The sequence below is a fragment of the Tamlana sp. s12 genome, assembly GCF_016767215.1.
Lineage (GTDB): Bacteria > Bacteroidota > Bacteroidia > Flavobacteriales > Flavobacteriaceae > Pseudotamlana > Pseudotamlana agarivorans.
The window spans coordinates 595,239-618,542 of the sequence record NZ_CP068547.1 but is presented as its reverse complement, the minus strand read 5'-3'; the positions used below and the strand labels follow the sequence as shown (position 1 = coordinate 618,542).

Sequence of the window (23,304 nt, the reverse complement as noted above, 5' to 3'; positions counted from 1 at the left end):
TCACCTACTCCCGCCTATCAATCACCAAAACAGGTTTTCTACTCATTTTAGGGAATTGCAGTTTCTGAAGTTCTTTTTTATCACAAAATTCGATTTTAGGAAGCACGCGAAGTTTGGCTCTAAAATGGTCTTTTATTTTTTGTAGAAATTCTTCTGTAGCATTGTTTGTAGCGATTTTAAGCAGGATTTCATCGGTGCCTATGTTGTTGTGTGAAATCTCGATAACATAAGAATCAATGGCATTAAAATCGTTTAATATATTGTGCATGGCTGGCGGATACAGTGTGGTGCCCTTATATTTTATCATTTGTTTTTTTCTGCCTATCACAGGACCTAGCCTCGTGGTGTTTCTGCCGCAGGAGCAGGCTTCGGTATGTGCCGTTACAATATCACCTGTTTTAAAGCGTAGTAAAGGCATGCCTTCCACGCCCAAAGTGCTAATAGTAAGTTCTCCAGGTTCACCAGCCGCAACTGGTGCATTGTTTTCGTCTAGAATTTCGATAATGATTAATTCTGGATGATGGTGGCCTCCTTGTTGTGCTTCACACTCGGTAAAAGCGGTATTCATTTCTGTAGAAGCGTAAGTAGAAAACAAATCAATATCCCATTTGTCTTTTATTTTCTTGGATAAAATATTTAATGAAAAGTCTTGCTCTCGAAGCGACTCGCCTATGCAAATGGCTCCCTTTACACCAGAGTTATTCAAATCGATGTTATGCTGCTCGGCATATTCAATGAGCTTTAGTAAGAATGATGGTACCGCAATAATGTAGGTGGGTTTAAATTTTTTAATAGAATCCCATTGCAGTTCAGGAATTCCATTGCCCACACGAATAATGCCCGCTCCTAGTTCGCGAGCGCCTAAAAAATAAGCTAGTCCAGCCATAAAGCGGCGGTCTATGGTGGTCATGAGTTGAATAACATCGGCTTTTTTTACGCCTGCACAAGCAAAAGAAATAGCTTCATTATGCGCCAAACGCTTGAGGTCGTTATCGGTTAAAGCAAAGGTAACAGGTTCGCCAAGGGTGCCCGAGGTAGTCACATAATCGATAATATCATGTCTTGGTACGCAAATAAAATCGTCGTTATAACGCTGAAGATCTTCCTTAGTTGTGGTTGGAATTTGAACTAAATCTTCTAGCGTATTGATGCTGTTCAGGTTTATGTTTTCTGATTTAAACAGACGTTTATAATAGCTTGAATGTGTATTTAAATACTGAAGCAGTTTTTTTAATTCAGCCTCTTGGTATGCTTTGATGGTGGCGGTAGAGGCTTTTTCTATTTCTGGAATCATAAACCTAATTTTCTGTTTAATTTTTTGATATAGCTATTCATGTTTTCAAGGTCGGGAACCGTAGTGACTTCCTTGGTTTTGGCCTTTTCGAAGGCCTGTAATGCGGCCATATCAAAATCGTTTTTATAATAATAAAGTCCTACAATATAATGTGCTTCCCAAAAGTCTGGGTTAGCCGATTCTAATTCATGAAGCACCGAAAAATCTAAAGTGTCCTTATTATTAATGGCTTTTAAAACCTGTGCTTTTAGGACTCTAAAGCGTTCGTAATTTTTATAAGCTTCGGTATATTGAAACGGATCTTTTTCAATGTTTAAACTGGCAATGGCATAGCCTTGTTTTTCAGGGTGACTAAATACATCGTTTAAATTATAAGCAACAAATTCACCTAATTGATAAGGATTAGACGATACCCAAACCAGTCTTTCTTTGGGTTTAAAAACCACGCCATGATGGGCAAGAAGTTGGTTAAGGGCCTTTTCGTTTCCGTAGCCTATAGCTTTTCCGTTTAGACCTTCTTTGTTTCTTAAAATGGCCACCGCTTTTTGTGGGGTTATTTTATCTTCAGCATTTAAAAGTTCTTCCATACGTTGGTAGCGGTACAACGAATGACTTTCAACCAAGTGTTTTTGGTTTATTTTGTCTTCCGCGTAAGCGTCACTTTGAAAATGGTTAGAACAAATAATTTGATTGCTATTAGGGACTTCATAAACGCCGAAATTATCGGGAGAAACCTCTATAACAATGGCTTTATTATCGATCGCGCTACCTACAAAAATGGATTCTGACACGAAAACCTCTCGTTTTTTAGCTATGGCAATGGCCTCTTCTATGTTTGTGGCGTATTGTAATATCTCTCGGTTTACTATAGAAATTGGAGTTTTGGCGATTAATGGTACTTTCGATTTTCCGGCGTTTATGGTTACGGTAAGCCCGTGCTCATTCATGCCTGAAACGACACCTATCATACCACCCCAAGAAATGGACATGAATTTATAACCTGTTGTGGGGTTTATAAAGGTGATAATTTTGTCTTTGGCAAAGTCGTCGCCGGCATAAAAGTCGAAATTTCTACCTATAATGAGGTTGCCGTCTTCTGTTTTGTCGCCCCAAGCTGCAAATGAGGAACAACCAACCAAAGCGAGATCTTGTAGGGCATGACCAACATCGTGAGCAGCATGAAAATAAAGACCTCTTAAATAGGGTGAGGCAAAAGGTGTGCGATCGTTTATGGCGTATTTCGAAAGCCCGTAAATTTCAGATTTATATTCGTTATTAACATGTAAATACATTTTACGGTTGTACCAAGCTACAAATCGTTGCAAGAATTTTTGATTGGTTTCAGAAGGGACTAAGTCTTCTATTTTAGAAAGGAAATATCGCTCTTGATTTTGAAACAATTCTCTGGTAAGGCTTCCTGTTATTAGTCCTCTTTCGTAGGGGTCGCCTTCAACATAAAGCTCCCATAAGCCTTGTTTGTTTTTGTTTAAAGTATTATTTCCTAAAACAAAGGAAGAGTCATTTATTTCAATACGTTTAGGAATGGAATCGTTATAATCGCTAACATAGGGAACATCCTGCAACGAGCTAGATACACCACAGGATACTAAAACCAATATGATACAAGCCAAGCATAAAATCTTATATGTAATCCCAAATTTGTTATTCATATTAGGCCTGTTTTTTTAAGATTTTTTCGGCTTTTTTGATACTGAGCTTTTCTTTATAGTCCAACCATTTTTGTCCGTAAAAACGACGCATCAAATTGTCGAAATGACGCATTATAAAAACGTTATAAAGCATGGTTGCAAACTTTTTTGGACGTTTAGGTAAGGCTCTTAATGTCATTGAAAATCCGCCATCAAGGTATTTGATGTAGTGCCAATAACCACTGGGCATATAAAGCGCATCGCCATGTTTCATATCGGCTTGAATACCTTCAGCGTATTGTAGTGCCGGATAGGTTGTAAAATCTGGGTTGTCCATATCAATTTTGTCAATATTATGAATGGAAAATGGCACTTGATATAGATATTTAGATTGTTCTTGCGAAAAAAGGGTAACACTTTTATTGCCATGAAAATGAAAGTGCATACTATCTGGTAAATCAATATCGTAGTGCATAAAAACTTTTGATTTACCGCCTCCAAAAAATAATGCCGGCAAGCGTTTAAAGAATTTTAGTCCGATGTCGGGATATTTAAAATCCTTTAGTAATTCGGGCATGCTGTCTAAAATATTATAAAAGAAAATACGTAAATCGGTAGGTTCTGTTTTTAAGATTTCGATGTACTCCTTTAATTTAATTTCCTTCACAGGGGCATAAACGCTTTGTTTGCCTTTTGCAGGTTTGTTGTTGTAAAGCGGCACCACTTGATCTCCCGCACGTTCTTGGATATAGTCCAAGCTCCATTTCTCATAAGCAGGCCAATCGGCAGTAAGATTTTCAATTAATACGGGGCGTTGAGGTTTGTAGTAGTGTTCAATAAAATCTGCCTTACTAATACTTTTAACTCTCGTAATAGGGGTTGTTTTAAATTTTCCCATGCCTTTAATTTTCCGTGTTATCTTCTATATTATTTGCTTTACGTATTTTGTTTAATATGGGGTCCATACCAACAATTTCAGAGCTTGTGAGCACAGCCCCTATAGTAACGCCTAATATGCCATGCATATTTAAACTTTGACCCGTTAATAGGAGGTTTTGTATTTTAGTACGTGGCGATACAAACGATTTTAGTGGGCTGTTGGCATCTTTTACATAGCCATACATCGAACCGTTATTAGAACCAATATAATCACGATATGATAGTGGGGTAGAGGTATAGATCTCTTCTATACAATCTCTAATGTTTGGAAATTTTTTCTCTAACTCTTTAATGAGGATTTCGGCTTTTTCGGCTTTAAATTCTTCGTAGGTTTGGCCTCTTTCATTTTTGTTAACAACCGTGTTAACCGTGTTTTCCCAAGGTTTAACTTCTTCGTAACGCATATAAGTTAAAACCGTGAGGCTGTCGCCGTATTCGGCTGTGTTTTTGCCTATCCCCATCGATACCATATAACCTTCAGGCCAACTATCGCTTGTGTAATCCTGGCTAGTCCAAACCTTTTCTCGGTTTTTAAAATGGTAGTAATTCCGATTATGATATTTAAAAGAATTTGGTTTCAAGACGATATATAAGCTAAAACCAGCAATAATGCTTTCAATGTTTTTAATTCTATTAGAGTATACTTTTCGGAACTTATCTTCTCCAACCAGTTGAATGGTTAATTTAGGTTCGATATTAGAAATAAATACATCACCTTTAATTTCATCACCTTTTTTGGTGAATACCGACGTTATTTTTTTGTCCTTATAACCAAACTTTACTACTTCTTGATGTTTATAGGCTTCGCCATGATTTTCTTTAAGTCTTCTAATTAAAAGTTTAGAGATTTGGCTGCCCCCATTTATACACCTGTAAGCACTTTCTATATACGAGTTTACCGTTAAAGCATGCACATAAAAAGGTGTGCGGTCTGGATCTCCTGCGTATAAAAAATTGGTGCCTGCCAGCACGGCACGTAAAGATTCATTGGTTGTTAAAGAGTCGATGAAATCTTTAGCTTTTAAACTAAAAATATCAGAGTTTTTGTAATATGGTTTTCCGTGTTTTAAGCGGTATAAAGGGAATTTACCGCAAAATTCTTTCAGTTTATCACAGTAGGCTATAATGGCCTTTTCTTCGTCTGGAAACTGAGAGACCATTTGTTGAATAAACTTTTCATAACCTTGAGCGTGTTTGTATTCGGTGTTATCGTCGCCAAAGGACACCACATCAAAAGCATCTTCATCTAATTTCTTCAGCTTTAATTCATCCATAATGCCTAGATAATTAAAATACTGATATAAGTTTTGACCTTCACTTAAACCACCTATATAATGTACGCCAGTATCGAAAATGGTTTTGTCTCTAACAAAGGTTTGTAAATTGCCTCCGTATTGGTTGTTTTTCTCTAAAACACAAACACTATAGCCTTCTTTAGCTAAAATATTGGCCGAGACTAAACCGCCTAGTCCACTTCCTATAATGACAACATCGTAATGTGATTTCATTCTTAAATGGCTGTGTTAGTTAAAACTTTAATGTTTTCATTTTGATAGCTCGTTTGAAATCCTAAACCAATTAATTTAGGTGTCTCTAGATGCCTACTGCTGTTCAATAGAATAATCTGATTTAGATTATTAAGAAAAGGTTTCAGCATATTTTCATGAGTTATTTGACTAGAGTTTAAAATTAAAACTTTTGCTTGATATTCCACCAAGGCTTCCATGCTATTTGTACAGGTTATTTGACGTGTTTTGGTGATATAACTATTTTGAATAATACACCTAGTTTTAGCATTTTCAATATAGGAAAAGATCTTTCGATCTCCCGAATGTATGGCTAATAGAAGGCTTAGTTGTGCTGCATCGTTTGTAATATGCGCAATCGAGGTCTTTAGTTCTACACGATTTAAAATCTCGTAGTAATCGTTTTGATGTGTTTTTAAGTCTAAACGCACTTTTTTATAAAGTGCCTGTCCTTTATAACGATAATCGTCTAAAAGCATTTTATGAAAGTAGGTTGGCCCTTCTTTTTCTTTCCTAAATGTATTGAACTCACTTCTAAAATAGGCCCCAATTTGTTTGGCATGTTGTGAATAGTTATTTCCAAACGGGTTGTTATTTGCTGGGATGCGATCTAATATTTTAAGATCAAGTTGGCCATCACGAATAACCGATTCACCTTTAGGTATAATTTCCGAGTTACCATGAATAAGCACAGGGATAATATCTAAATTGAATTCTTGAGCAAGATAAAAAGCACCTTTATGAAAGCGTTTAATTTTATGAGTTGTAGAGCGTGTTCCTTCGGGGAAAGCCATTAGAGTGTAGCCTTGATCTACTTTTTCTTTTAAATGATCAAGACCGTTGTCTATACCATTCGATACGGGGTAAAAACCGGCTAACTTTACGGCTTTTCCAAAAATGGGCGAGTTGTAAACCCAATCGTTTACTAAAAATATAATTTTAGGATGCAATTTACCAATAGCCAAAATGTCCAAAAACGAACTGTGATTGGCGATAATGATACCTGGTTTTTTGAAATCTTCTCTGGGTTCGTTACTAATGGTTTTGATAAGAAATGGATTGGAGTCTAATACCGATTTCATAAATTTTGAAATGCATTTATGAAACCAGTTCATCTTGGGTTCTTTAGGTAAAGGGATAATTTTCATAACTGTCACACTAAAAAGTGAGAGCAAAAACCCTCCTAATCCAAAGTAAGTGAACGATAGTATAGAATGTACCAATACCCTTAAAGAAACAGGTCGTTTATTAGGGCCACCAATAAACAGTTTAAACAAAATAGGTTGTATGGTGAACGCCACAAGCAGGGCAGACAAAATACCTATTAAACAAACCAATGAAATGGAGTGTAAGGCAGGATGTTTGGCGAATATTAAAACCCCAACACCTAAAATAGTCGTGATTACCGAAAGTAAAATAGAAGTTTTATGCGTGGGCAATGCTTTGACCCCCGTGCGACATTCCTGAAGCAAGCCATTGGTTATAAAAATGCAATAATCTATGCCTAAGCCAAAAATAAAGGTTGATATGATGATATTGAAAATATTAAATTCAATATTAAAAAAGCCCATAATCCCAATGGTTAATAACCAAGTTAAACAAATGGGAATAGCAGTTACTAAGGTTAATGAAAAGCTTTTGTATGATACCAATAAAATGATTAAAATCACGATAAGTGAATAGCCTATAAGTTTATTAAAATCACTTTTAAGATGTCCTAAAAGGCTTTCATTCATTTGCCTTCTGTCTATAATAACAATGTGCTCTTGGTTTTTGAAGCGGTTTAAAACCGGAGTGTCATCTTTCACCTTCACTAAAGTTGTAATGGTTGTGAAATGGTCTTCTGTGGCTAAATAATCATCTACAGAAAATGCTTTTAAAGTTTTATAATCGGAGCTCTTTAATGGTTTGAAATCTTTATGTAATAGATTATAGAAGGCTTGAAATGTTGAAGGTTTAAACCCTAAGGCATTACCGCTTTCAATAAGATCACTTTTGGTGCTGTTAATGGTTTGATCATCCCAAAAGGCATTCCAACGGGCAATTTGCTTTTGTTGTTGTTTTTCCGAATGCACTAAGGTGCTTAACGAGCTGTAGTTGATGAGGTCCTTACTGTTTTTTAAATCCTCCAGTTCGTTTAAAACGGCTTCGTTGACTTGTAAAGTGTTTTCTTCGGAAGTGCCATAAGCGGCAATATACAGTGATTTGGAACTGCTGTTAATGAGTTTGTCTAAACGGACTTCTGAAGCTTTTAAATGCTTAGGCTGATAATTAAGCTGGGTGAGGTCGTTGTTGAACTTCACCGTATTGTAGGTGAAAAGGCTTGCTATACACAGTAATATTACGGTGATTACGGCCCACTTTTTTTTGTGTAGGTTATAGGAAGCGATTTTATCCAATAAGGTATTTCTATTCGATTTGGTAGCCGATTCTCGATAGACATGCGGAATAAATAATAATGCAAAAACCGACGATCCTAAAACACTAATGGCAGCAAAAATGCCTAAATCTTGCAAGGCTTGAGAGTTGATAAAAAGCAGACATAAAAAGGCTAAAGCCGTGGTTAAGCTGCTCATTAAAATGGGTTTGGAAATCTCTGTATAGAGGTTTTTTACATCATTTTTGTTTCTAAGATGTGTTAGGATATGTAATGAATAATCTAAAGTCACACCTAAAAGCACAGAACCAATACCTAAGGAAATGGCCGAAATTTTTTCACGGATGAGAAACAGTAACACAATGGCCAATAAGCCTCCAAAAATAGTGGGCACAAATAGTATGATAGGCACACTCAGTTTCCTGTAAAATATGATGAAAATAAGCAGCAATACCGTTAGGGCTATACCAATGGTTAGCTGGATATCTTTTTTAATTTGGTTGGCATTGGCAACAGCAATTAAAAGTCCTCCAAAATACTCGCTCTGCACTTGGCCCTTAAAAGCCTCATTTAATTCGCTATTGGTTTGATATAAATTTTCTGCAAACAAGGTGTTTTTTGAGGTTTCGTTTGCGTCTAAAACCGGTGTGATAAATAATAAAATGTGTGATTGATCTTCACTGACTAAAAAACCATTTTGTAAGGTGAAATCGCCGCCAAAGCTTAAATCCTGTAACTTTTTTAAGGCGGTAAGGGAAAGGCCTAAGGGATCCTTTAAAATTAAATCCTTGGCAATAAAACCCGAAGGTGAAATTAAGGTTTTATAATTTTGAATGGTAGCAGCCTTTATGCTGTCTTCATTTATTTTTTGTGCTAAAAGCGTATAGTCGTTCTCGTCTAAAAACAACGGCAGGTTGTTGTAAACAAAATCGATGGTATTTTGCATGTCGGCATTGTCAAACTGACCTTGAATGTTTTTAATATAGGGTTCCGAATTTTTAGTAACACTATCTATAAACTGCGATGCATATTGAGTGAGTTCATCTACCGGAGCTTCTGGCGTTTTGCTAATGTGAACGATAATTTTATCGGTAAAATTAACTTGGTCTAAAACCTTGTGTAAATCGGAATTGGCTTCAGTGGTTGGAATGAGTTTGCTTATGTCTTCTTCAAATTCAATTTTTGAAGCGGTGTAAATTAAAGCAGAAAATAATACGATTAATAGCCCGAAACCTAATGCTTTTCTAGCATGAATGTAGGTATATATGTTGTAAAACAGCTTATGCATTAACTACCGATTCTTTTTTCTTTTGAAATCCAGAAAAAAGCAAATAACTTAAAGGTCCAACAATAATAGCCGCAATTGTAGCTAAACTGAAACTTCCTACTATATATGTTTTAATGTGTTTTAAGACTTCAATATTTAAAGTGATTTCATTAAGATTAAAAGTTTCGTTTTGGCCTAAAATGAAATTTCCTAATACAAAACTCACAAACACAATAAAAGGGATGAAAGGCGGTAAGCTTACATTGGAAAAGGTAAAGGCAATGGCCTTATTCAGTTTGAAAATTACCGATAAAAAAATTACCAAAGCCGAATGTAGTCCCCATAGAGGTGTTAGTCCGATGAACACGCCTAAAGTTAGTGATAAGGCCTTTTTTTTAGGAGAGTCGTTCTGACTGATAAAGTCTTCAATAACGAAGCGTTTAATCCCTTTTTTTTTTAATTTTCTGAAGAAATCTCTGGGTTTGATATACAGAAAGGTGAGTATCACAAACCATGTGTTTAAGATGCTGATGCGCGTAAAATCTTTAAAAGGGCGAAAATGCGATACACGTTCTGCCTCATCATATAAAATATTTATAGGTATGTTTTTTACCACAGTGCCTTTCCACGCAGCCCTTACAATAATTTCAATTTCAAATTCGAATTTTGAGGTATAAAATTTCAAGTTTTTCAAATGGCCAATTGGATAAAGGCGGAAGCCCGATTGGGTGTCTTGTAACTCAATTCCTGTTTCTAACTTATACCAAAAGTTTGAAAATTTATTCCCGAAACTGCTTTTCTTCGGAACACCTTCTTGGTTCATGTTACGGGAACCAATTAACAGCAGGTTTTTGTTTTCACTTGCTTTTAAAGTGTCTAAAAAAACAGGAATGTCTTCTGGGAAATGTTGCCCGTCAGAATCAATAGTGATGGCATAATCGTAGCCTAAACGTAAGGCTTCTTTGAAACCGGCTCGCAACGCTTGACCTTTACCTTTGTTTTCTGGAAAGTGAATTTGGTTTAAATTCGGGTACTGCTTAATAATATTTGGAGTATTATCGGTAGCGCCGTCGTTTACGATAATAATATGGTTGGTGTGTTCTAAAACCCCATCAATGACCTTCTGCAATGTTTTTTGGTTATTATAGGTTGGTATAATAACGCAACACGGCAATTCATTTGGGTTAGTTTGTGCTACAGTCTCTTTCATTGTTGGTTGGCATTTGATTGGTATAATCAAATGGGTATTTTTTACAAATATACTATAACTTAAAATATGCTTTGTATTTCGTAGACATAATCATGAAAATGATTATCGGCATAAACTTGGTAAACTTAGTTAATCTTCGATTTCAAAGCTTATTAAAGCATGCTTATTTTAATAGTAAAGTAAGATATTGAAGGCGTTTAGTATGGCCAAAGAAGGTGTTGTGATTAAAAGAGAAGTATCTCAAAACAAAAAAGCACCTATTGAATGAATAGATGCTTTTTGTTATGGTGTTTATTTAAAGCCTTTACTTTAATTTGTTTTCAATAAGATCGTAAAAATCTTGAAGTGTTGTTACATTTATAAAATCATCACTTACTAATTTTACACCAAAATTTGATTCGATAGCCACTACTAAATCAACAAAATCTAAGCTATCAAGTTCTAGTGTTTCTTTTAAATTTGCTCCTGGCTCGATATCTTCCGATTCCACTTCAAACTCATCAACAAGAAAGTTGTTTATTTTTTCAATAATAACTTCTTTTTCCATCTCTGTCTTATAATTTTTTTATTATTAATGCTGAATTTGTTCCTCCAAATCCAAAAGAATTGGACAAAAATACATCAATTTTTTTATCTAGCGTTTTGCTTACTAAATTTAATTTGCTTGCATCTTCGTCGGGGTTTTCCAAATTGATATTTGGTGCAATAAATGAATTTTGCATCATCAGCATGGAATAGATCACTTCACTGGCTCCTGCCATCCAACATTCATGGCCAGTCATCGATTTGGTAGAACTTACATGCGGCCCATTTTCTCCAAAAACATCAAATATAGCTTTAGCTTCATTGCTATCACCAATAGGAGTAGAGGTTGCGTGTGCATTAACGTAGTCAATTTGGTTGGTTGGTATATTCGCCTGTTCAATGGCTTTTTTCATGGCGCGCGACGGACCTTCCACATTAGGTGTCGAAATATGTTCGCCGTTAGATGAAAAACCATAACCAACAATTTCTGCTAAAATAGGAGCGCCACGTTTTACCGCCGACTCGTAACTTTCTACAATTAAAGTAGCGCCACCACCACTGGGCACTAAACCGTCACGGTTTTTATCAAAAGGTCTTGAGGCTTTTCCAGGCGTGTCTGTTTGCACAGAAAAAACACCTAAACCATCAAAACTTCCCATGGCAAGTTCGTTTATTTCTTGAGCGCCACCACAAATAATACAATCTTGAAGTTCGCTTTTTATAAGCTGATAGGCCATTCCAATAGCATGAGAGCCACTGGCACAAGCAGCACTTACCGTAAAATTGATGCCTGTTAATTTAAATATGGTTGCCAAATTCATAGTGATAGAGGAGTTCATTCCTTTAAAAATGGCTCCTGAACCAACCAAATTCGTGTCTTTCTTTTCACGAATAACATCTGTAGATTCTACAATAGATTTTGCGGTGCTATCATTACCATACAGAATACCTACTTCATGAGAGTTTATATAGTCTTGCGTTATTTTTGCATTTTCTAGGGCTTCCATGGTGGCTACATAGGCATAAGCACCTTCTTCACCTAAACTAATACGCTGTCTTCTGCTAAGTTGTTTTTTTAAATCGGGGGTATCAACCATTCCTGTTAAGCAAGAGCGAAATCCGAATGGTTTTCTTTTGTCATCAAAAATAATTCCCGAAGTTCCGTTATACAAGGACTGTTTGACTTCATCTAAATTTTTGCCAATGCAGGAATAAATGCCCATGCCCGTAATTACAACTCTTCTCATTTTTTGATTATTTAGGAATAAATGCCACCATTAATATTGATAACTTCTCCGGTAATATAAGAAGCTTTTTTGGAAGCTAAAAATGATACAAGATGTGCAACCTCCTCAGGGTCTCCAAAACGGTTTGCTGGTACTAATTTTTTTAGTTCCTTTTCATTTAAGTCTCCTGTCATATCAGTTTTAATAAACCCAGGAGCTACAGCGTTTACCGTAATATTTCTTTTGGCAATTTCTTGTGCCAAGGCTTTTGTTGCCGAAATTACAGCGCCTTTTGCAGCCGAATAATTGGTTTGTCCTGGAGTTCCTTTTAGTCCAGAAACAGAAACCAAGTTAATGATACGACCATATTTGTTAACCAGCAACTTTTGAATAAGGTGGTTGGTTACATTAAAGAATCCGTTAAGACTGGTGTTTATAACATCGCTCCAATCTTCAGGTTTCATCCACATGAATAAACCATCTTTCGTGATTCCTGCGTTGTTTACAATTACTTCAATAATATCATCTTTGTGAGCTTCTTGCCAGGTGTCTAAAGCCTGACCGACTTCCTCTAGGTTTGAAACATTAAAAGGTAGTAATTCGCCTTGTCCGCCAGCTTCTTCAACAGCTTTTAAGGTGTCTAAAGCGGCTTCTTTATTACTATTATAATTTATAATGATGTGGTAATCAGAATCTTTAGCCAATTGTATGCAAATGGCTTTTCCAATACCTCGTGATCCTCCTGTTACTAATGCGTATTTTGTCATTACCCAATTGTGCTTTAATTATACAATATTATTCTCATGATTCATCAAAAAAGCCTTAACCTCATTGACATAAGGATACATAACGACATCCTCCTTAAATACAGGGACTAATTTTCTAATAGCATCGTAAGCTTTTTTGGTCTTAGATGAAATTTTATCTTGAAAACCTAAATATTCTATAGCCTGTACAATGGTTATCAATTCAATGGCCATCACTTCATAAGCGTTTTCTACAACCCTTTTGGTAATAAGTGCCGCATTGGTGCCCATACTAACAATATCTTGATTATCGTTGTTATTTGGGATACTATGCACATACATCGGGTTTGAAAGCATTTGATTTTCTGCTGTTGTAGAGGTTGCTGTAAATTGAACACCCTGCATTCCAAAATTGAGCCCTAAAGTCCCTAAGTTAACAAAAGCTGGAAGTGTATTGTTCAGGTTTGGGTTTAATAAATAGTTAAGTTGACGTTCGGCCAGCATACTCATTTTGGTAACCACAAGTTTTAGCTTGTCCATTTCTAAAGAGACGTAGTCGCCATGGAAATTTCCACCGTGATATACATGCTGCTTTTCAACACTTACAATAGGGTTGTCGTTTGCCGAGTTCACTTCTTCCATCAATATACGCTCTACATCATTTAGGGTATCTAAAACAGGACCTAAAATTTGAGGAACACAACGAATAGAGTAATATTCTTGTACTTTTTCTTCAAAAACCCTAACATCTGGATTTTTGTTGTATAGGAATTCCTCACGTTTTCTAGTGAGTTGACTATCTTCTAAATGCTCGCGCATGCGTTTAGCAATGTCACGTTGACCTTTATGTTTTTTACTTTGATTAAGTTCTAAAGATAAATGATCGTCATAAGCCTGCATGATCTCATTGATGGCTGAAGCACATAAAATACCCCAGTTTAGTAATCTACGCGTATTAATGGTGTTTACAATACCAATACCTGTCATTACCGAAGTCCCATTCATTAAAGCTAAACCTTCACGCAGTACTACAGAAATAGGCTTTAAATTCTCAATTTCGAAAACCTCTTTTGTCGAACGGAATTCGCCTTTATATATAACTTCCCCTTCACCAATTAAAACAAGCGCTAAATGGGCTAACTGTACTAAATCGCCACTAGCACCAACGCCACCATGCTCATAAATTAAGGGTGTAATATTTCTGTTTATAAGCTCTGTCATTAACTCGATAACCGATTTATGAACTCCAGAGTGTCCTAAAGACAAGGTGTTTAATCTGGCTAGCATAGCCGCTTTCACGTATTGCGGATCGATAACTTTTCCAGTTCCAGATGCGTGACTTCTAATTAAATTATATTGAAGTTTGATACGATCTTCATCGTTGATTTTGTACTGAGCCATGGGGCCAAAGCCCGTATTAACTCCATAGATGGTTTTATTCTGAGAAAAGTCCTTTAAAAAGTTAAAACTGTTTTCTATGGTTTGATATACACTGGGATCAATTTCTAAAGGGTTGTTTTCAAAAATAATTTTATAAAATTCTTCAATCCTAAGAGTTCCATCTAGTTTTAGCATCTATATCGTTTTGGTGTATAAATAAGTGTTTTAATAACGGCTTGTAAAGTAGTTATTTTGGAGTGCAAATTTAGAATAATAAATGAGTTTTTTATAAGAAGATGTTTGTAGTTTCTAATATAGTACGCGGTTATTCTAGTTTTTTCATAAAAATGCATGCATTTTCACATTTTAGTATGAGAAAAAATGATGTTTGAATCCGGCTTTAAATCACCTCTCTAAAATTTTAAATTTTAATATCACCTTATGACATGGCATGTCATCATAAAATCAGCTAAGAGGTTTTAAATTTGAAGTATCATTTAACGCTTAGTTGCCTAATGTTAGTAAAACTAATTATTGGTTGTTGCTAATGATTTCGGCAATTAATTTAAAACCTTATTATCATGAATACTTTAGAATTAGATATCGTAGAAGAAAGCTTAGGATACAATTTGTTTAAATATAGCTACTTGACTTTGTTTGTTTTTAGTTTGGGAGGGTTGCTAACAAATTTAGTTGTTAACGGTTTTTAAAAAGCAATAGTTAGAAAAAGAAAAATTTAATAATTAAAAAAGCTCTTAAATTTAATTCAAGAGCTTTTTTTATGTAATAATTGAAATTATATTTTGAATTAGGCTTTTTGAGAACTTTTAACAAAGTATTTGTTACGTAACCAAAAAGACACGCGCACGAGTAATATAAGGGCTGGTACTTCAACTAAAGGCCCAATAACACCTGTAAAAGCTTGACCGGAGTTTAATCCGAAAACGGCAATGGCTACTGCTATGGCGAGTTCAAAATTATTTCCGGCAGCTGTAAAAGCGACTGCAGCTGTTTTGTCATATTCGGCACCCATAGCCTTTGTAAAGAAAAATCCAATGATGAACATGAGGGCAAAATAAATAAGTAATGGTACCGCGATGATGAGGACATCCATTGGAATTTCAACAATCAACTCACCCTTAAGAGAAAACATAACTATGATTGTAAAGAGTAAGGCAATCAGTGTTAAAGGTGAAATGGCTGGAATGAATTTGGTATTATACCAATGCTCGCCCTTTAATTTCACTAGAATAAGTCTACTTAATATGCCTAATAAAAACGGAATACCAAGGTAAATAGCCACGCTTTCAGCTATAGTAGCTATGGAAATATCAACTATAGCACCTTCAAAACCAAAATAAGGCGGTAAAATGGTGATAAATATCCAAGTGTAAAAGCTATAAGCGAAAACTTGAAATATGCTGTTTAAGGCTACAAGGCCAGCGCCATACTCTGCATTACCTTCAGCAAGATCATTCCATACCAAAACCATCGCAATACAGCGTGCTAAACCTATTAATATCAATCCTACCATGTATTCTGGGTAATCCCTTAAAAAGGTAATGGCCAGGATAAACATTAGTACCGGACCCACAATCCAGTTTAATATGAGTGAAATGGATAGGATTTTAGTGTTTTTAAAAACCTTAGGAAGTAAGGCATAATTCACTTTGGCTAGAGGCGGATACATCATTAATATCAGTCCAATAGCAATTGGGATATTAGTGGTTCCAACGCTAAATGAGTCAATGATCTCTGGAAACGAAGGCACAAAATATCCGATACCTACCCCAATAGCCATGGCTATAAAAATCCAAAGAGTCAGGTAAGAGTCTAAAAAGCTTAATTTTTTATTTGATGCCATCTTATGCGTTTATTTGTGAGTATACATAGTATAACTCGGTAGCGATTTGTATGCTTCTTTCGTTATATTTTTCAGCTTGTTGCGGCGTGCCGTCAAAAGTCTTTGGGTCTTCAAACGTAATTGGAATACGCTTTTCTGCTCCGGCTATAAACGGACAACCACCGTCGGCTTGAGAACAAGTCATTATAGCTGCAAACTCTGAAGTTGGATTAAAAGCGGCGTCTAATTTTTTAGAAAACCCAATTATAGGATGGGCGTTATTAGTATATTTTATACTGTACACTGGGTTTTTGTTTTCCGATAGGGTTTCAATCTCAAATCCTGTGTTTTTTAGAGTTTCTGCTACAACTGGAAATAGGGCTGTAGCTTCGGTTCCTCCAGAATAGCAAAATACTTTTTCAATATTAAAATGATAAGCAAGCGTTTGTGCCCATACTTGCGACAAATGACTACGTCGAGAATTATGGGTACAAATAAAGTTGATGCGTATGTCCTGTTTAGCATTTACTTTAGCTTGAATAAAATCGATTAAGGGTTGTAGGGTTTCTTTACGTTCCTGAGAAATATTTTCAACATTGAAGGTTGAAATGGTGGTTTCAATATTTTTAAAAAGGCTCATTTTTTGTTCTTTAAAATTTTAACTATGATTTAGCAACAGCCACTATTTGGTGAGCAGCTTGAAGCGGTTGGTTTTTGAATTTCAGAAAGTTTCATTTTTGGCTTTTCTTGAGGTATACCACAGTTGTCCTTAGCCAGGCAATCAGTTTGCTTTGTTACTAGAAGAAAATGTTCGCCATTGAATTCTAATCCGTATTTGCCAATAGTAGCGCCTTGATATTCAACTTCAATTTCTAAATCACCAAGCTCTAGGACCTTTTCTGATAGCTCTATGATGTTTAGTAATTTCTCAGGATGTAATCTGTGATCGTAATCGTTGGCATTCCACAATTGAAAATTGGCCACTTCTTCATGACGTACCGTGCCACCACAGTCTATAAAATGTTTGGTTATTTTTCCAACTTCGGTAACGTGAAAATGACTAGGTACCAATTCACCATTTGGCAATTCAAAAGCTATTTTGTCTAAGGTGGTGAGTTTGTTTTTTACTTCAGATAGTGTCATAATTATTCTTTTTTATTGTAATATTACGATTGATGCGTTTAAATTTTTTTAACAACAGTCTTGTTTAGTAGGGAGGTCTTGATCTAGAAATTCGGACATAACCGTTTTCATTTGTGCCCATTTTTCGTGGTTAATACAGTAACATACGCTAGTGCCTTCAACAGTTCCTTTTATTAAGCCAAGCTGCTTTAACTCCTTTAAATGTTGAGAGATTGTGGGTTGTGCTAAACCTATTTCGTTAACCAAATCTCCACAAACACAGCTATCTATTTTAAATAGATATTGTAAAATGGTTACACGTGCAGGGTGACTAAAGGCTTTTGAAATTAAAGAAATTTCATTTTGTAAGTCGTTAAACATTTCGGTTTTAGCTAATCCCATAATCTTATTATTTGTACATTGCAATATTACGATAAATAAATGAAATCAGAACTGTTTTTAGTTTATTTTTAAAAGGAATTTGTTTTAAGGTGTTGATTATTAGTGTGTAAATAGGGGTGTATTGCTGTGTTAGCATTTTATTTATAGAAGCAAAAAAGCTGCTACTGAATAATTTCAATAGCAGCTTTTTCATTGATTTTGATAATTATTTTACCATTTTCTATTCCCAAAAAGCTTGTTAATAATAAGTTTTGTTGAGTATGTAGTCGCTAACCACCTTAGTTTTTCAGGTATCCAGTTAATAGGATTCAAGCTTTCAGTATAATCATGCTTAAGCATTTTTATTTCTTCTAAGGCGATTTTGCGTTCTAAATCTAAAATTTTTAAATCGCGCTCTATGCTTTGTGTATTTTTATATGATTTCATACTAATTAAAAAACTTTTCAGACAGTTTACTGATTATAAAATTGCTCATATATTTTCTTAACATAAATGCAATTATAGACAGTAAAACAAATCCTCCGCCTACAATTAAAAATCCTTGAGTGTAGTTTCCTAAAGATTTACCAATTAGAAAAGCCAAAGCAACAGCTAGAAAAGTTAAACCAATAATTAACAAACTTCCAATGAATATCGTTTTAAAAACGATACCAAAGGAGGTTGTTAATTGTTGAAATATCTTGAGTTTATAGTACTCATAAGAAGTATGAAAAAACTTCTCACTAACTTGTTTTGCTTTTTGATTAGTGTTGGCCAAGGAGTCGTTTAAACTCATATGTATTTATGATTTTTGTAAATTTTTGCTTTTTTCTTTAAGATCTTTTAATTTCTTCTCAAGCGTTGAAATAATATCTTCTGCTTTATAACTAACATCAGTAACAAGGGCTTCAACATGCTCGTCCAAACTCTGCTTTTTTGTTGAAGCAGTGCTTATTGCTTGCTCTTTTAAATCGTGCGCTAAATTAGTTAATTTATCCTTAGCAGTATCTGCTTCGTCACTAATACGTTGTCTTGTATTTACGCCTTTATCTGGAGCAAATAAAATTCCTAAAACTGCACCAATAGCTGTTCCTGCTAGAAGTCCTAAAAATGTGTTACCATTATCATTCATAATTTTTGTTTTTAATTATTAATGCTATACAAGTATACAATATACAAAATGATTTATTCTCTGAAAAGAATTTAAGGACTAAAGTAAAATACTTCTTACACCCTTAAAATGCAGGTATATTATGGATACTTGATTAAGTAGGGTAAAGGTATATCTATGGTATAGACCTCTAGCCGACACCTAATGTCGTCTATTTTTTACAGTCTTACAATTAGTTTTGTTTTAAACTTAAACTGTAAGCAAGTGATTAATTTATTAGGTAGTAAGAAAAAAATACTAGGATTTCATGAAAATCCGAATATTAAAACGTTTAGTGAAACTTTAAATACCGATCAATTAGAAGCCATGGTGCATGCCTTTTTTTTAATTGTTATGGCCGATGAAGCTGCCTTAAACCTTAAAATGTATAATTACATACATGAACAATTTAAAGGTGTGGGCTTTGATATTAAGAAAGCTTATGTGCATAAATATGCTTCCAGAGCGGATGCTGAAGCCTATGACTTACTAGCTGATTTAAATTTTGAACAAAAAAAGTGGTTTGAAACAGCTTTACGTGCTATGCTTTATGATATTCGTGTTACGCCTACATCCAAACAAATAGAACAGTATAATATTATTTGTGAAAAGACGTTGAATATGTATACTAGAGAAGCTATTCACTAATATTTTTATGAAAATTAAGGCCTTATCAGCATTTCACAACCTACAAAAAAACGAGCTTTTTACTTTTAATGACGTTCAGCAATGGCTGTTGGATTTTGAATCTGAATTTAAAGATATCAAGTATAACTGGTCTTGCCCAAATTCGGAATGTCGTTATAAATTCACTGGGAGTTGCTCCTGTACGACTAAAGAAGATGCTCTTCTTTTTTTAACTCTGTATGAAAGGTTATTGGAGTTTTCATTTTATCACAAAAATGAAGCGTATGCTCGAAATGAATTGCTAGTTTATGAACAGGTTAAAAATGATATTTTTGAATGCAAACAATGGGTTGTAAGAAACGAAAAAATTGCAGGCCATGATTGTTTCGAGTTTTTAATGAGTTATTTCAGCTATTCCAATGACCCTAAACATTTACTAGTCGTTGATGAACGTTTATTGGGCTACAATATTTTTGTTGATACTAAAGATTTTAAACATCTCATCTCATTTCTACACATTTTTGATGAACTGTTCTGGATTCAAAAAATATATCCAGAAAGTGAGATGTTATGCGCTTTCGAATGAGGAGGTTATGTTTAGTCGTCAAATAGAAAATGGTCAAAATCACCTTCAATAAATCGTGGAGGATATTCCAAACCTAAGGTCTCTTGTAAGGCTTTGTCTTCCCAAACATTTTTTAATCCAAGTTCCAAATTTAAGTGATAATTATCATCACGTTCGGTATAGCCACAAAGCAGATATTTTTTGTTTAAATTTTTAAAATATCTAAAAAACTCGGCCATCACATAAAAAATGGTTTCATTACAATCTCCTGAAATTTCATATCGGTAATAAATGGGACGTTCTAATTGTTTCGGACTAATTAAATCGGTGGCTCTAAGGTTTTTGTTATCTATTTCTCGGTTTCTAAGTTTTATATAGGTCGCTTCCTTAATTGGCAAAACGATACAGTGTCCTGCATAATACCCTGTTCTTCCTGTAAATACAAAGTTAAGTTCCGGCAGTAATTTAACGGCCTCTCGAATCAATTCATCGTTTACGTAACTGTCGTCTTTATGCTGAGAATCTATGTAATTATCGATATGCTTGATATCCAAATCATAGTCAATCGTTCTTATGTTTGGTGTGGTTAGATCGAGTTGATCTTTGTACCAAGATAAATTTGGAAGTTTGCTGTTTTGCTCTGAAAGCGAGTACTTTCTGGTTTTAAAGCTGTAGAAAGTAGGAATTGGAACCGCAGCATTCAGGTTGTGTATGAGTTGGTAAGGCATTAATGTTGCCAAAACAATATCTTCTTCTTTTTCAGATTTCACTAGGGTTAAATCTTTTTCCCAGCGCTGTATGGTTCGTAAATCGACTTTAATACTTGCGGCAAAATCGATTTGAGACAAGTTATTGTATTCTCGATAATCCTTAAATAACTCGCCTATGGAATGATATCTTTTCATCTATGTGTTAAAATAGTCAATAAATATAATTAAAAATAGCCTCATGACATTTAATGTCGTAAGAATTACGGTTGGGCCCTCTTAAATTTGCAACATGTAACTGGAAACCTTGTGGTTTTTTAATTCCAATACCATGTGTCAACGTACAGAAAATGAAAACTATAGGCCGATTACTTCTTTGGAGTGTCGTGTTTTCATCTATTTGCATATGCTTTCTAAGTATACAAAAGAAGACATGTTTGGTATGGCTCCTGCTGTGGCTAATTTATTTATGTTGCCTTTAGATAAAGCAGAAAATTTATTGGTGCAATGGTTAATTAATTTCAGAGAAGATGGGCAATATGCTTCGGTGTATGTTCCTAAAAGTTTGGAACTTTAGTTTTTTGATTTATCCATTAGAAGTTATAAATGTCACATTTCCGGTATACTAAAAAATAATTATAGGATGCTTCTACATAAATTAAAAGAAATAGAAACTGCGATAGATGATAGCAAAAATTCTAGTTTGGAACAAATACAAACGGCTTCAGCGCTAAAGGATTTATTGCTTCAAATCGATTATAAATCTGAGCATATCACGGATTTGTCTTTAGATAGAACCTTGGATCTTTTAATTCATTTAAAGGGTGATGATTTGTCTTTAGAAGAAGAAAATCTGGTGAGAACAATATTTGTGACTATATAACTATCTAGGACACAGCATGTCGTATAAGATTAGTCAGGCTTGTCGTAAATTTGTTGAGCTAAGAATTACAAAAGTATTTTAAGTTTAAGGATTAATTAATGTATTAAAAATTAGAACGGATTAATAGCAATTTGAAGTTTGATTTTTAAGTTTGGGAGGGTAGCAGAATTTATTTTTGTTGCCCTCTTTTTTTAAACTTGAATCTATAATATTTCTTCATCGTAAAATGTTGTGGCATCCTGAATGGCTAGATCTAATTTTTTATTTTCCTGTTCAATTTTAGGGGCTTTCCAATCTAAATAGATGCTGAAATCTGCCAAAACAAGCTCTCGGTATTGGTGAACACTTTGGATATCAAAATATAAACGTCCCGTGCGTCTCACAAAAAAATCAGTTAAACTGGTGGTCATTTCGTAGGTGATACTAAACCAAAGCTCTGCTCTTATAAGGCGTTCTAAGGGTGATTGGTTTTCAAAATCCTTTATTTTGGTTAAAATTTCTAGGGCTTTTATCCCGTAATTGGTACATAAATACCAAGCATGATAATCGTTTGAAACTTCTATTTTATTTAATTTTAATTCGAGTTCCTTTTGAAACGTTTTTACCTCATTAATGGAGTTAAAATAAGGTTCAACTAATGGGATCTTGTATGTTTGAGAGTTTTTTAGTTTTGATTTTTCTTCGGAAGACATACGGTCTAGTACAACATCCAAGACACGCTGGGCCATTTTTCGGTAGCCTGTAAGTTTACCTCCAGCTATGGTTATTAAACCGGTTGGTGATTCAAAAATTTCATCTTTTCTAGATAATTCTGATGGACCTTTGTCATTCTCATGAATTAAAGGGCGTAAACCGGCCCAACTAGACTCTACGTCATTTTCAGTTAATTTAATGTCAGGAAAAGTGGCGTTTATAGCTTCTAGTATGTATAGTAAATCATTTTTGGTACTTACAACCCGGTTTTTATTCCCTGTATAATTGGTATCTGTGGTGCCAACATAAGTTACACGACCGCGCGGAATGGCAAAAATCATACGTCCGTCCTTTACATCAAAGTAAAGTGCCTGTTTTATAGGCAATTTATCTCGCGGAATTACGATGTGTATTCCTTTTGTTAAATGGAGGTGCTTATGATTAATCGAATGGTCGGTTCGGCGTATAAGATCGGCCCAAGGACCAGTTGCGGAGATGTAATGTTTTGCTGTGATGTTCAGGGTTTGTTTTGCAAGCTGATCTTCACAGTTTAAACTTTTTATTTGCGAGTCTTTATGATAATTGAAAGTTTTAAGTTCGCAGTAGTTCAAGATTGTGGCACCAAATGAAGCTGCTTTTTTTAGTATTTCAATAGTGAGTCTGGCATCATCGGTACGGTATTCAGCATACAAACCACCACCTGTTGTGGTATTAGGATTAAGTAGGGGTTCTTTTGCTAGGGTTTCTTGTTTGTTCAGCATGATTCTTCCGTCCTCACCATGTACATCAGCTAAAAAATCATAAACTTTTAATCCTATAGAGGTCATTAATGTTCCATAAGTGCCGCCTTCGCTTAACGGCAACAGCATTTTTTCCGGAAGGACTAAATGTGGCGCAAGTTGGTGCACAATCGCACGTTCGGATCCAGATTCCCTTACTAGGCCCACTTCAAATTGTTTGAGGTAACGCAAACCGCCATGTATGAGCTTGGTAGATTTATTACTTGTGCCAGAAGCAAAGTCACTTTTTTCAATTAGGCAAACACGTAATCCACGGGAAGCTGCATCTAAGGCAATGCCGGCTCCAGTTATACCACCGCCAATAATAGCAAGGTCGAAAGTGCTTGTTTTTAGCTTTTCGAGAATTTCTTCTCTTTCATATATTGAAAAATGATCCGCAGAGTTAAGCATATAG

At 35.0% G+C, this 23,304-nt stretch carries 24 protein-coding genes; 5 read left to right on the top strand and 19 right to left on the bottom strand.

The window, feature by feature from the left end; genetic code table 11:
• Positions 1-4 precede the first annotated feature (4 nt).
• From JJL45_RS02585 to hutH, 10 genes are all read right to left on the bottom strand, one after another.
• Complete coding sequence (locus tag JJL45_RS02585; protein ID WP_068600833.1) at positions 5-1,294, bottom strand: phenylacetate--CoA ligase family protein; 1,290 nt, start codon at positions 1,292-1,294, stop codon at positions 5-7.
• Positions 1,291-2,964, bottom strand: coding sequence for a C45 family autoproteolytic acyltransferase/hydolase (locus JJL45_RS02580; protein ID WP_068600835.1), 1,674 nt, complete (start codon positions 2,962-2,964; stop codon positions 1,291-1,293). Before JJL45_RS02580 ends, JJL45_RS02585 begins: the two co-directional genes overlap by 4 nt.
• A 1-nt stretch (position 2,965) precedes the next feature.
• Positions 2,966-3,841 (bottom strand): cupin-like domain-containing protein, encoded by an 876-nt coding sequence (locus tag JJL45_RS02575; RefSeq protein ID WP_067145305.1) that lies wholly within the window; start codon positions 3,839-3,841, stop codon positions 2,966-2,968.
• A gap of 4 nt (positions 3,842-3,845) precedes the next feature.
• Positions 3,846-5,390 carry a phytoene desaturase family protein gene (locus JJL45_RS02570; protein WP_068600837.1) on the bottom strand — a complete coding sequence of 515 codons (1,545 nt, stop codon included), beginning with the start codon at positions 5,388-5,390 and terminating at the stop codon, positions 3,846-3,848.
• A gap of 2 nt (positions 5,391-5,392) precedes the next feature.
• The gene (locus JJL45_RS02565; RefSeq protein ID WP_068600839.1) at positions 5,393-9,073 is read right to left on the bottom strand and encodes an MMPL family transporter; all 3,681 of its coding nucleotides are present in this window, start codon (positions 9,071-9,073) and stop codon (positions 5,393-5,395) included.
• Complete coding sequence (locus tag JJL45_RS02560) at positions 9,066-10,262, bottom strand: DUF2062 domain-containing protein (RefSeq protein ID WP_068600841.1); 1,197 nt, start codon at positions 10,260-10,262, stop codon at positions 9,066-9,068. The genes JJL45_RS02565 and JJL45_RS02560 overlap by 8 nt, the downstream gene beginning before the upstream one ends.
• Before the next feature lie 304 nt (positions 10,263-10,566).
• On the bottom strand, positions 10,567-10,809 hold the full coding sequence (locus JJL45_RS02555; RefSeq protein ID WP_067145297.1) for an acyl carrier protein: 243 nt from the start codon (positions 10,807-10,809) through the stop codon (positions 10,567-10,569).
• A 7-nt stretch (positions 10,810-10,816) separates the two neighbouring features.
• The gene (locus JJL45_RS02550; protein WP_068600844.1) at positions 10,817-12,034 is read right to left on the bottom strand and encodes a beta-ketoacyl-[acyl-carrier-protein] synthase family protein; all 1,218 of its coding nucleotides are present in this window, start codon (positions 12,032-12,034) and stop codon (positions 10,817-10,819) included.
• Positions 12,035-12,045: 11 nt separating this feature from the next.
• A complete protein-coding gene (gene fabG, locus JJL45_RS02545; RefSeq protein ID WP_068600846.1) occupies positions 12,046-12,780 on the bottom strand; it encodes a 3-oxoacyl-ACP reductase FabG in 735 nt (244 codons plus the stop codon).
• Between the two features lie 18 nt (positions 12,781-12,798).
• A complete protein-coding gene (gene hutH / locus JJL45_RS02540) occupies positions 12,799-14,334 on the bottom strand; it encodes a histidine ammonia-lyase (protein WP_068600847.1) in 1,536 nt (511 codons plus the stop codon).
• A 386-nt stretch (positions 14,335-14,720) separates the two neighbouring features.
• Between hutH and JJL45_RS16210 the strand changes: the two genes are divergently transcribed.
• Positions 14,721-14,849 carry a hypothetical protein gene (locus JJL45_RS16210; protein WP_262895024.1) on the top strand — a complete coding sequence of 43 codons (129 nt, stop codon included), beginning with the start codon at positions 14,721-14,723 and terminating at the stop codon, positions 14,847-14,849.
• 98 nt (positions 14,850-14,947) lie between these two features.
• Here the strand turns inward: JJL45_RS16210 and arsB are convergent, their stop codons facing one another.
• The 7 genes from arsB to JJL45_RS02505 form a co-directional block, all read right to left on the bottom strand.
• Entirely contained in the window at positions 14,948-16,003 is a 1,056-nt protein-coding gene (gene arsB / locus JJL45_RS02535; RefSeq protein ID WP_068600849.1) for an ACR3 family arsenite efflux transporter, read from the bottom strand.
• 1 nt (position 16,004) lies between these two features.
• Positions 16,005-16,622 carry a low molecular weight phosphatase family protein gene (locus tag JJL45_RS02530; RefSeq protein ID WP_068600851.1) on the bottom strand — a complete coding sequence of 206 codons (618 nt, stop codon included), beginning with the start codon at positions 16,620-16,622 and terminating at the stop codon, positions 16,005-16,007.
• A gap of 29 nt (positions 16,623-16,651) precedes the next feature.
• Complete coding sequence (locus tag JJL45_RS02525) at positions 16,652-17,125, bottom strand: DUF6428 family protein (RefSeq protein ID WP_068600853.1); 474 nt, start codon at positions 17,123-17,125, stop codon at positions 16,652-16,654.
• Positions 17,126-17,173: 48 nt separating this feature from the next.
• Entirely contained in the window at positions 17,174-17,506 is a 333-nt protein-coding gene (locus tag JJL45_RS02520) for an ArsR/SmtB family transcription factor (protein ID WP_067145283.1), read from the bottom strand.
• A 210-nt stretch (positions 17,507-17,716) separates the two neighbouring features.
• A complete protein-coding gene (locus JJL45_RS02515) occupies positions 17,717-17,932 on the bottom strand; it encodes a hypothetical protein (protein WP_068600854.1) in 216 nt (71 codons plus the stop codon).
• A 1-nt stretch (position 17,933) separates the two neighbouring features.
• Complete coding sequence (locus tag JJL45_RS02510; RefSeq protein ID WP_068600856.1) at positions 17,934-18,281, bottom strand: hypothetical protein; 348 nt, start codon at positions 18,279-18,281, stop codon at positions 17,934-17,936.
• A gap of 6 nt (positions 18,282-18,287) precedes the next feature.
• Positions 18,288-18,617, bottom strand: a complete 330-nt coding sequence (locus JJL45_RS02505; protein ID WP_068600858.1) for a YtxH domain-containing protein — start codon at positions 18,615-18,617, stop codon at positions 18,288-18,290.
• 243 nt (positions 18,618-18,860) lie between these two features.
• Here JJL45_RS02505 and JJL45_RS02500 point away from each other — a divergent pair, with 243 nt between their 5' ends.
• The gene (locus JJL45_RS02500; protein ID WP_068600860.1) at positions 18,861-19,283 is read left to right on the top strand and encodes a hypothetical protein; all 423 of its coding nucleotides are present in this window, start codon (positions 18,861-18,863) and stop codon (positions 19,281-19,283) included.
• Positions 19,284-19,290: 7 nt separating this feature from the next.
• The gene (locus JJL45_RS02495) at positions 19,291-19,848 is read left to right on the top strand and encodes a hypothetical protein (RefSeq protein WP_068600863.1); all 558 of its coding nucleotides are present in this window, start codon (positions 19,291-19,293) and stop codon (positions 19,846-19,848) included.
• A gap of 11 nt (positions 19,849-19,859) precedes the next feature.
• Here JJL45_RS02495 and JJL45_RS02490 read toward each other — a convergent pair whose 3' ends face one another.
• Positions 19,860-20,732 (bottom strand): helix-turn-helix domain-containing protein, encoded by an 873-nt coding sequence (locus JJL45_RS02490; protein WP_068600865.1) that lies wholly within the window; start codon positions 20,730-20,732, stop codon positions 19,860-19,862.
• Positions 20,733-20,865: 133 nt separating this feature from the next.
• Here JJL45_RS02490 and JJL45_RS02485 point away from each other — a divergent pair, with 133 nt between their 5' ends.
• Positions 20,866-21,111 carry a hypothetical protein gene (locus tag JJL45_RS02485; protein ID WP_202664226.1) on the top strand — a complete coding sequence of 82 codons (246 nt, stop codon included), beginning with the start codon at positions 20,866-20,868 and terminating at the stop codon, positions 21,109-21,111.
• Between the two features lie 66 nt (positions 21,112-21,177).
• A complete protein-coding gene (locus JJL45_RS02480; protein WP_068600869.1) occupies positions 21,178-21,417 on the top strand; it encodes a hypothetical protein in 240 nt (79 codons plus the stop codon).
• Between the two features lie 203 nt (positions 21,418-21,620).
• On the opposite strand, the gene JJL45_RS02475 is transcribed toward JJL45_RS02480, so the two are convergent.
• A complete protein-coding gene (locus tag JJL45_RS02475; protein ID WP_068600871.1) occupies positions 21,621-23,300 on the bottom strand; it encodes a glycerol-3-phosphate dehydrogenase/oxidase in 1,680 nt (559 codons plus the stop codon).
• Positions 23,301-23,304 lie beyond the last annotated feature (4 nt).

Excerpts from the sequence above, each read along its gene's own strand:
- JJL45_RS02585 (WP_068600833.1), bottom strand. The coding sequence starts at position 1,294 with ATGATTCCAGAAATAGAAAAAGCCTCTACCGCCACCATCAAAGCATAC.
- JJL45_RS02580 (WP_068600835.1), bottom strand. The coding sequence starts at position 2,964 with ATGAATAACAAATTTGGGATTACATATAAGATTTTATGCTTGGCTTGT.
- JJL45_RS02575 (WP_067145305.1), bottom strand. The coding sequence starts at position 3,841 with ATGGGAAAATTTAAAACAACCCCTATTACGAGAGTTAAAAGTATTAGT.
- JJL45_RS02570 (WP_068600837.1), bottom strand. The coding sequence starts at position 5,390 with ATGAAATCACATTACGATGTTGTCATTATAGGAAGTGGACTAGGCGGT.
- JJL45_RS02565 (WP_068600839.1), bottom strand. The coding sequence starts at position 9,073 with ATGCATAAGCTGTTTTACAACATATATACCTACATTCATGCTAGAAAA.
- JJL45_RS02560 (WP_068600841.1), bottom strand. The coding sequence starts at position 10,262 with ATGAAAGAGACTGTAGCACAAACTAACCCAAATGAATTGCCGTGTTGC.
- JJL45_RS02555 (WP_067145297.1), bottom strand. The coding sequence starts at position 10,809 with ATGGAAAAAGAAGTTATTATTGAAAAAATAAACAACTTTCTTGTTGAT.
- JJL45_RS02550 (WP_068600844.1), bottom strand. The coding sequence starts at position 12,034 with ATGAGAAGAGTTGTAATTACGGGCATGGGCATTTATTCCTGCATTGGC.
- fabG (WP_068600846.1), bottom strand. The coding sequence starts at position 12,780 with ATGACAAAATACGCATTAGTAACAGGAGGATCACGAGGTATTGGAAAA.
- hutH (WP_068600847.1), bottom strand. The coding sequence starts at position 14,334 with ATGCTAAAACTAGATGGAACTCTTAGGATTGAAGAATTTTATAAAATT.
- JJL45_RS16210 (WP_262895024.1), top strand. The coding sequence starts at position 14,721 with ATGAATACTTTAGAATTAGATATCGTAGAAGAAAGCTTAGGATACAAT.
- arsB (WP_068600849.1), bottom strand. The coding sequence starts at position 16,003 with ATGGCATCAAATAAAAAATTAAGCTTTTTAGACTCTTACCTGACTCTT.
- JJL45_RS02530 (WP_068600851.1), bottom strand. The coding sequence starts at position 16,622 with ATGAGCCTTTTTAAAAATATTGAAACCACCATTTCAACCTTCAATGTT.
- JJL45_RS02525 (WP_068600853.1), bottom strand. The coding sequence starts at position 17,125 with ATGACACTATCTGAAGTAAAAAACAAACTCACCACCTTAGACAAAATA.
- JJL45_RS02520 (WP_067145283.1), bottom strand. The coding sequence starts at position 17,506 with ATGGGATTAGCTAAAACCGAAATGTTTAACGACTTACAAAATGAAATT.
- JJL45_RS02515 (WP_068600854.1), bottom strand. The coding sequence starts at position 17,932 with ATGAAATCATATAAAAATACACAAAGCATAGAGCGCGATTTAAAAATT.
- JJL45_RS02510 (WP_068600856.1), bottom strand. The coding sequence starts at position 18,281 with ATGAGTTTAAACGACTCCTTGGCCAACACTAATCAAAAAGCAAAACAA.
- JJL45_RS02505 (WP_068600858.1), bottom strand. The coding sequence starts at position 18,617 with ATGAATGATAATGGTAACACATTTTTAGGACTTCTAGCAGGAACAGCT.
- JJL45_RS02495 (WP_068600863.1), top strand. The coding sequence starts at position 19,291 with ATGAAAATTAAGGCCTTATCAGCATTTCACAACCTACAAAAAAACGAG.
- JJL45_RS02490 (WP_068600865.1), bottom strand. The coding sequence starts at position 20,732 with ATGAAAAGATATCATTCCATAGGCGAGTTATTTAAGGATTATCGAGAA.
- JJL45_RS02485 (WP_202664226.1), top strand. The coding sequence starts at position 20,866 with ATGTGTCAACGTACAGAAAATGAAAACTATAGGCCGATTACTTCTTTG.
- JJL45_RS02480 (WP_068600869.1), top strand. The coding sequence starts at position 21,178 with ATGCTTCTACATAAATTAAAAGAAATAGAAACTGCGATAGATGATAGC.
- JJL45_RS02475 (WP_068600871.1), bottom strand. The coding sequence starts at position 23,300 with ATGCTTAACTCTGCGGATCATTTTTCAATATATGAAAGAGAAGAAATT.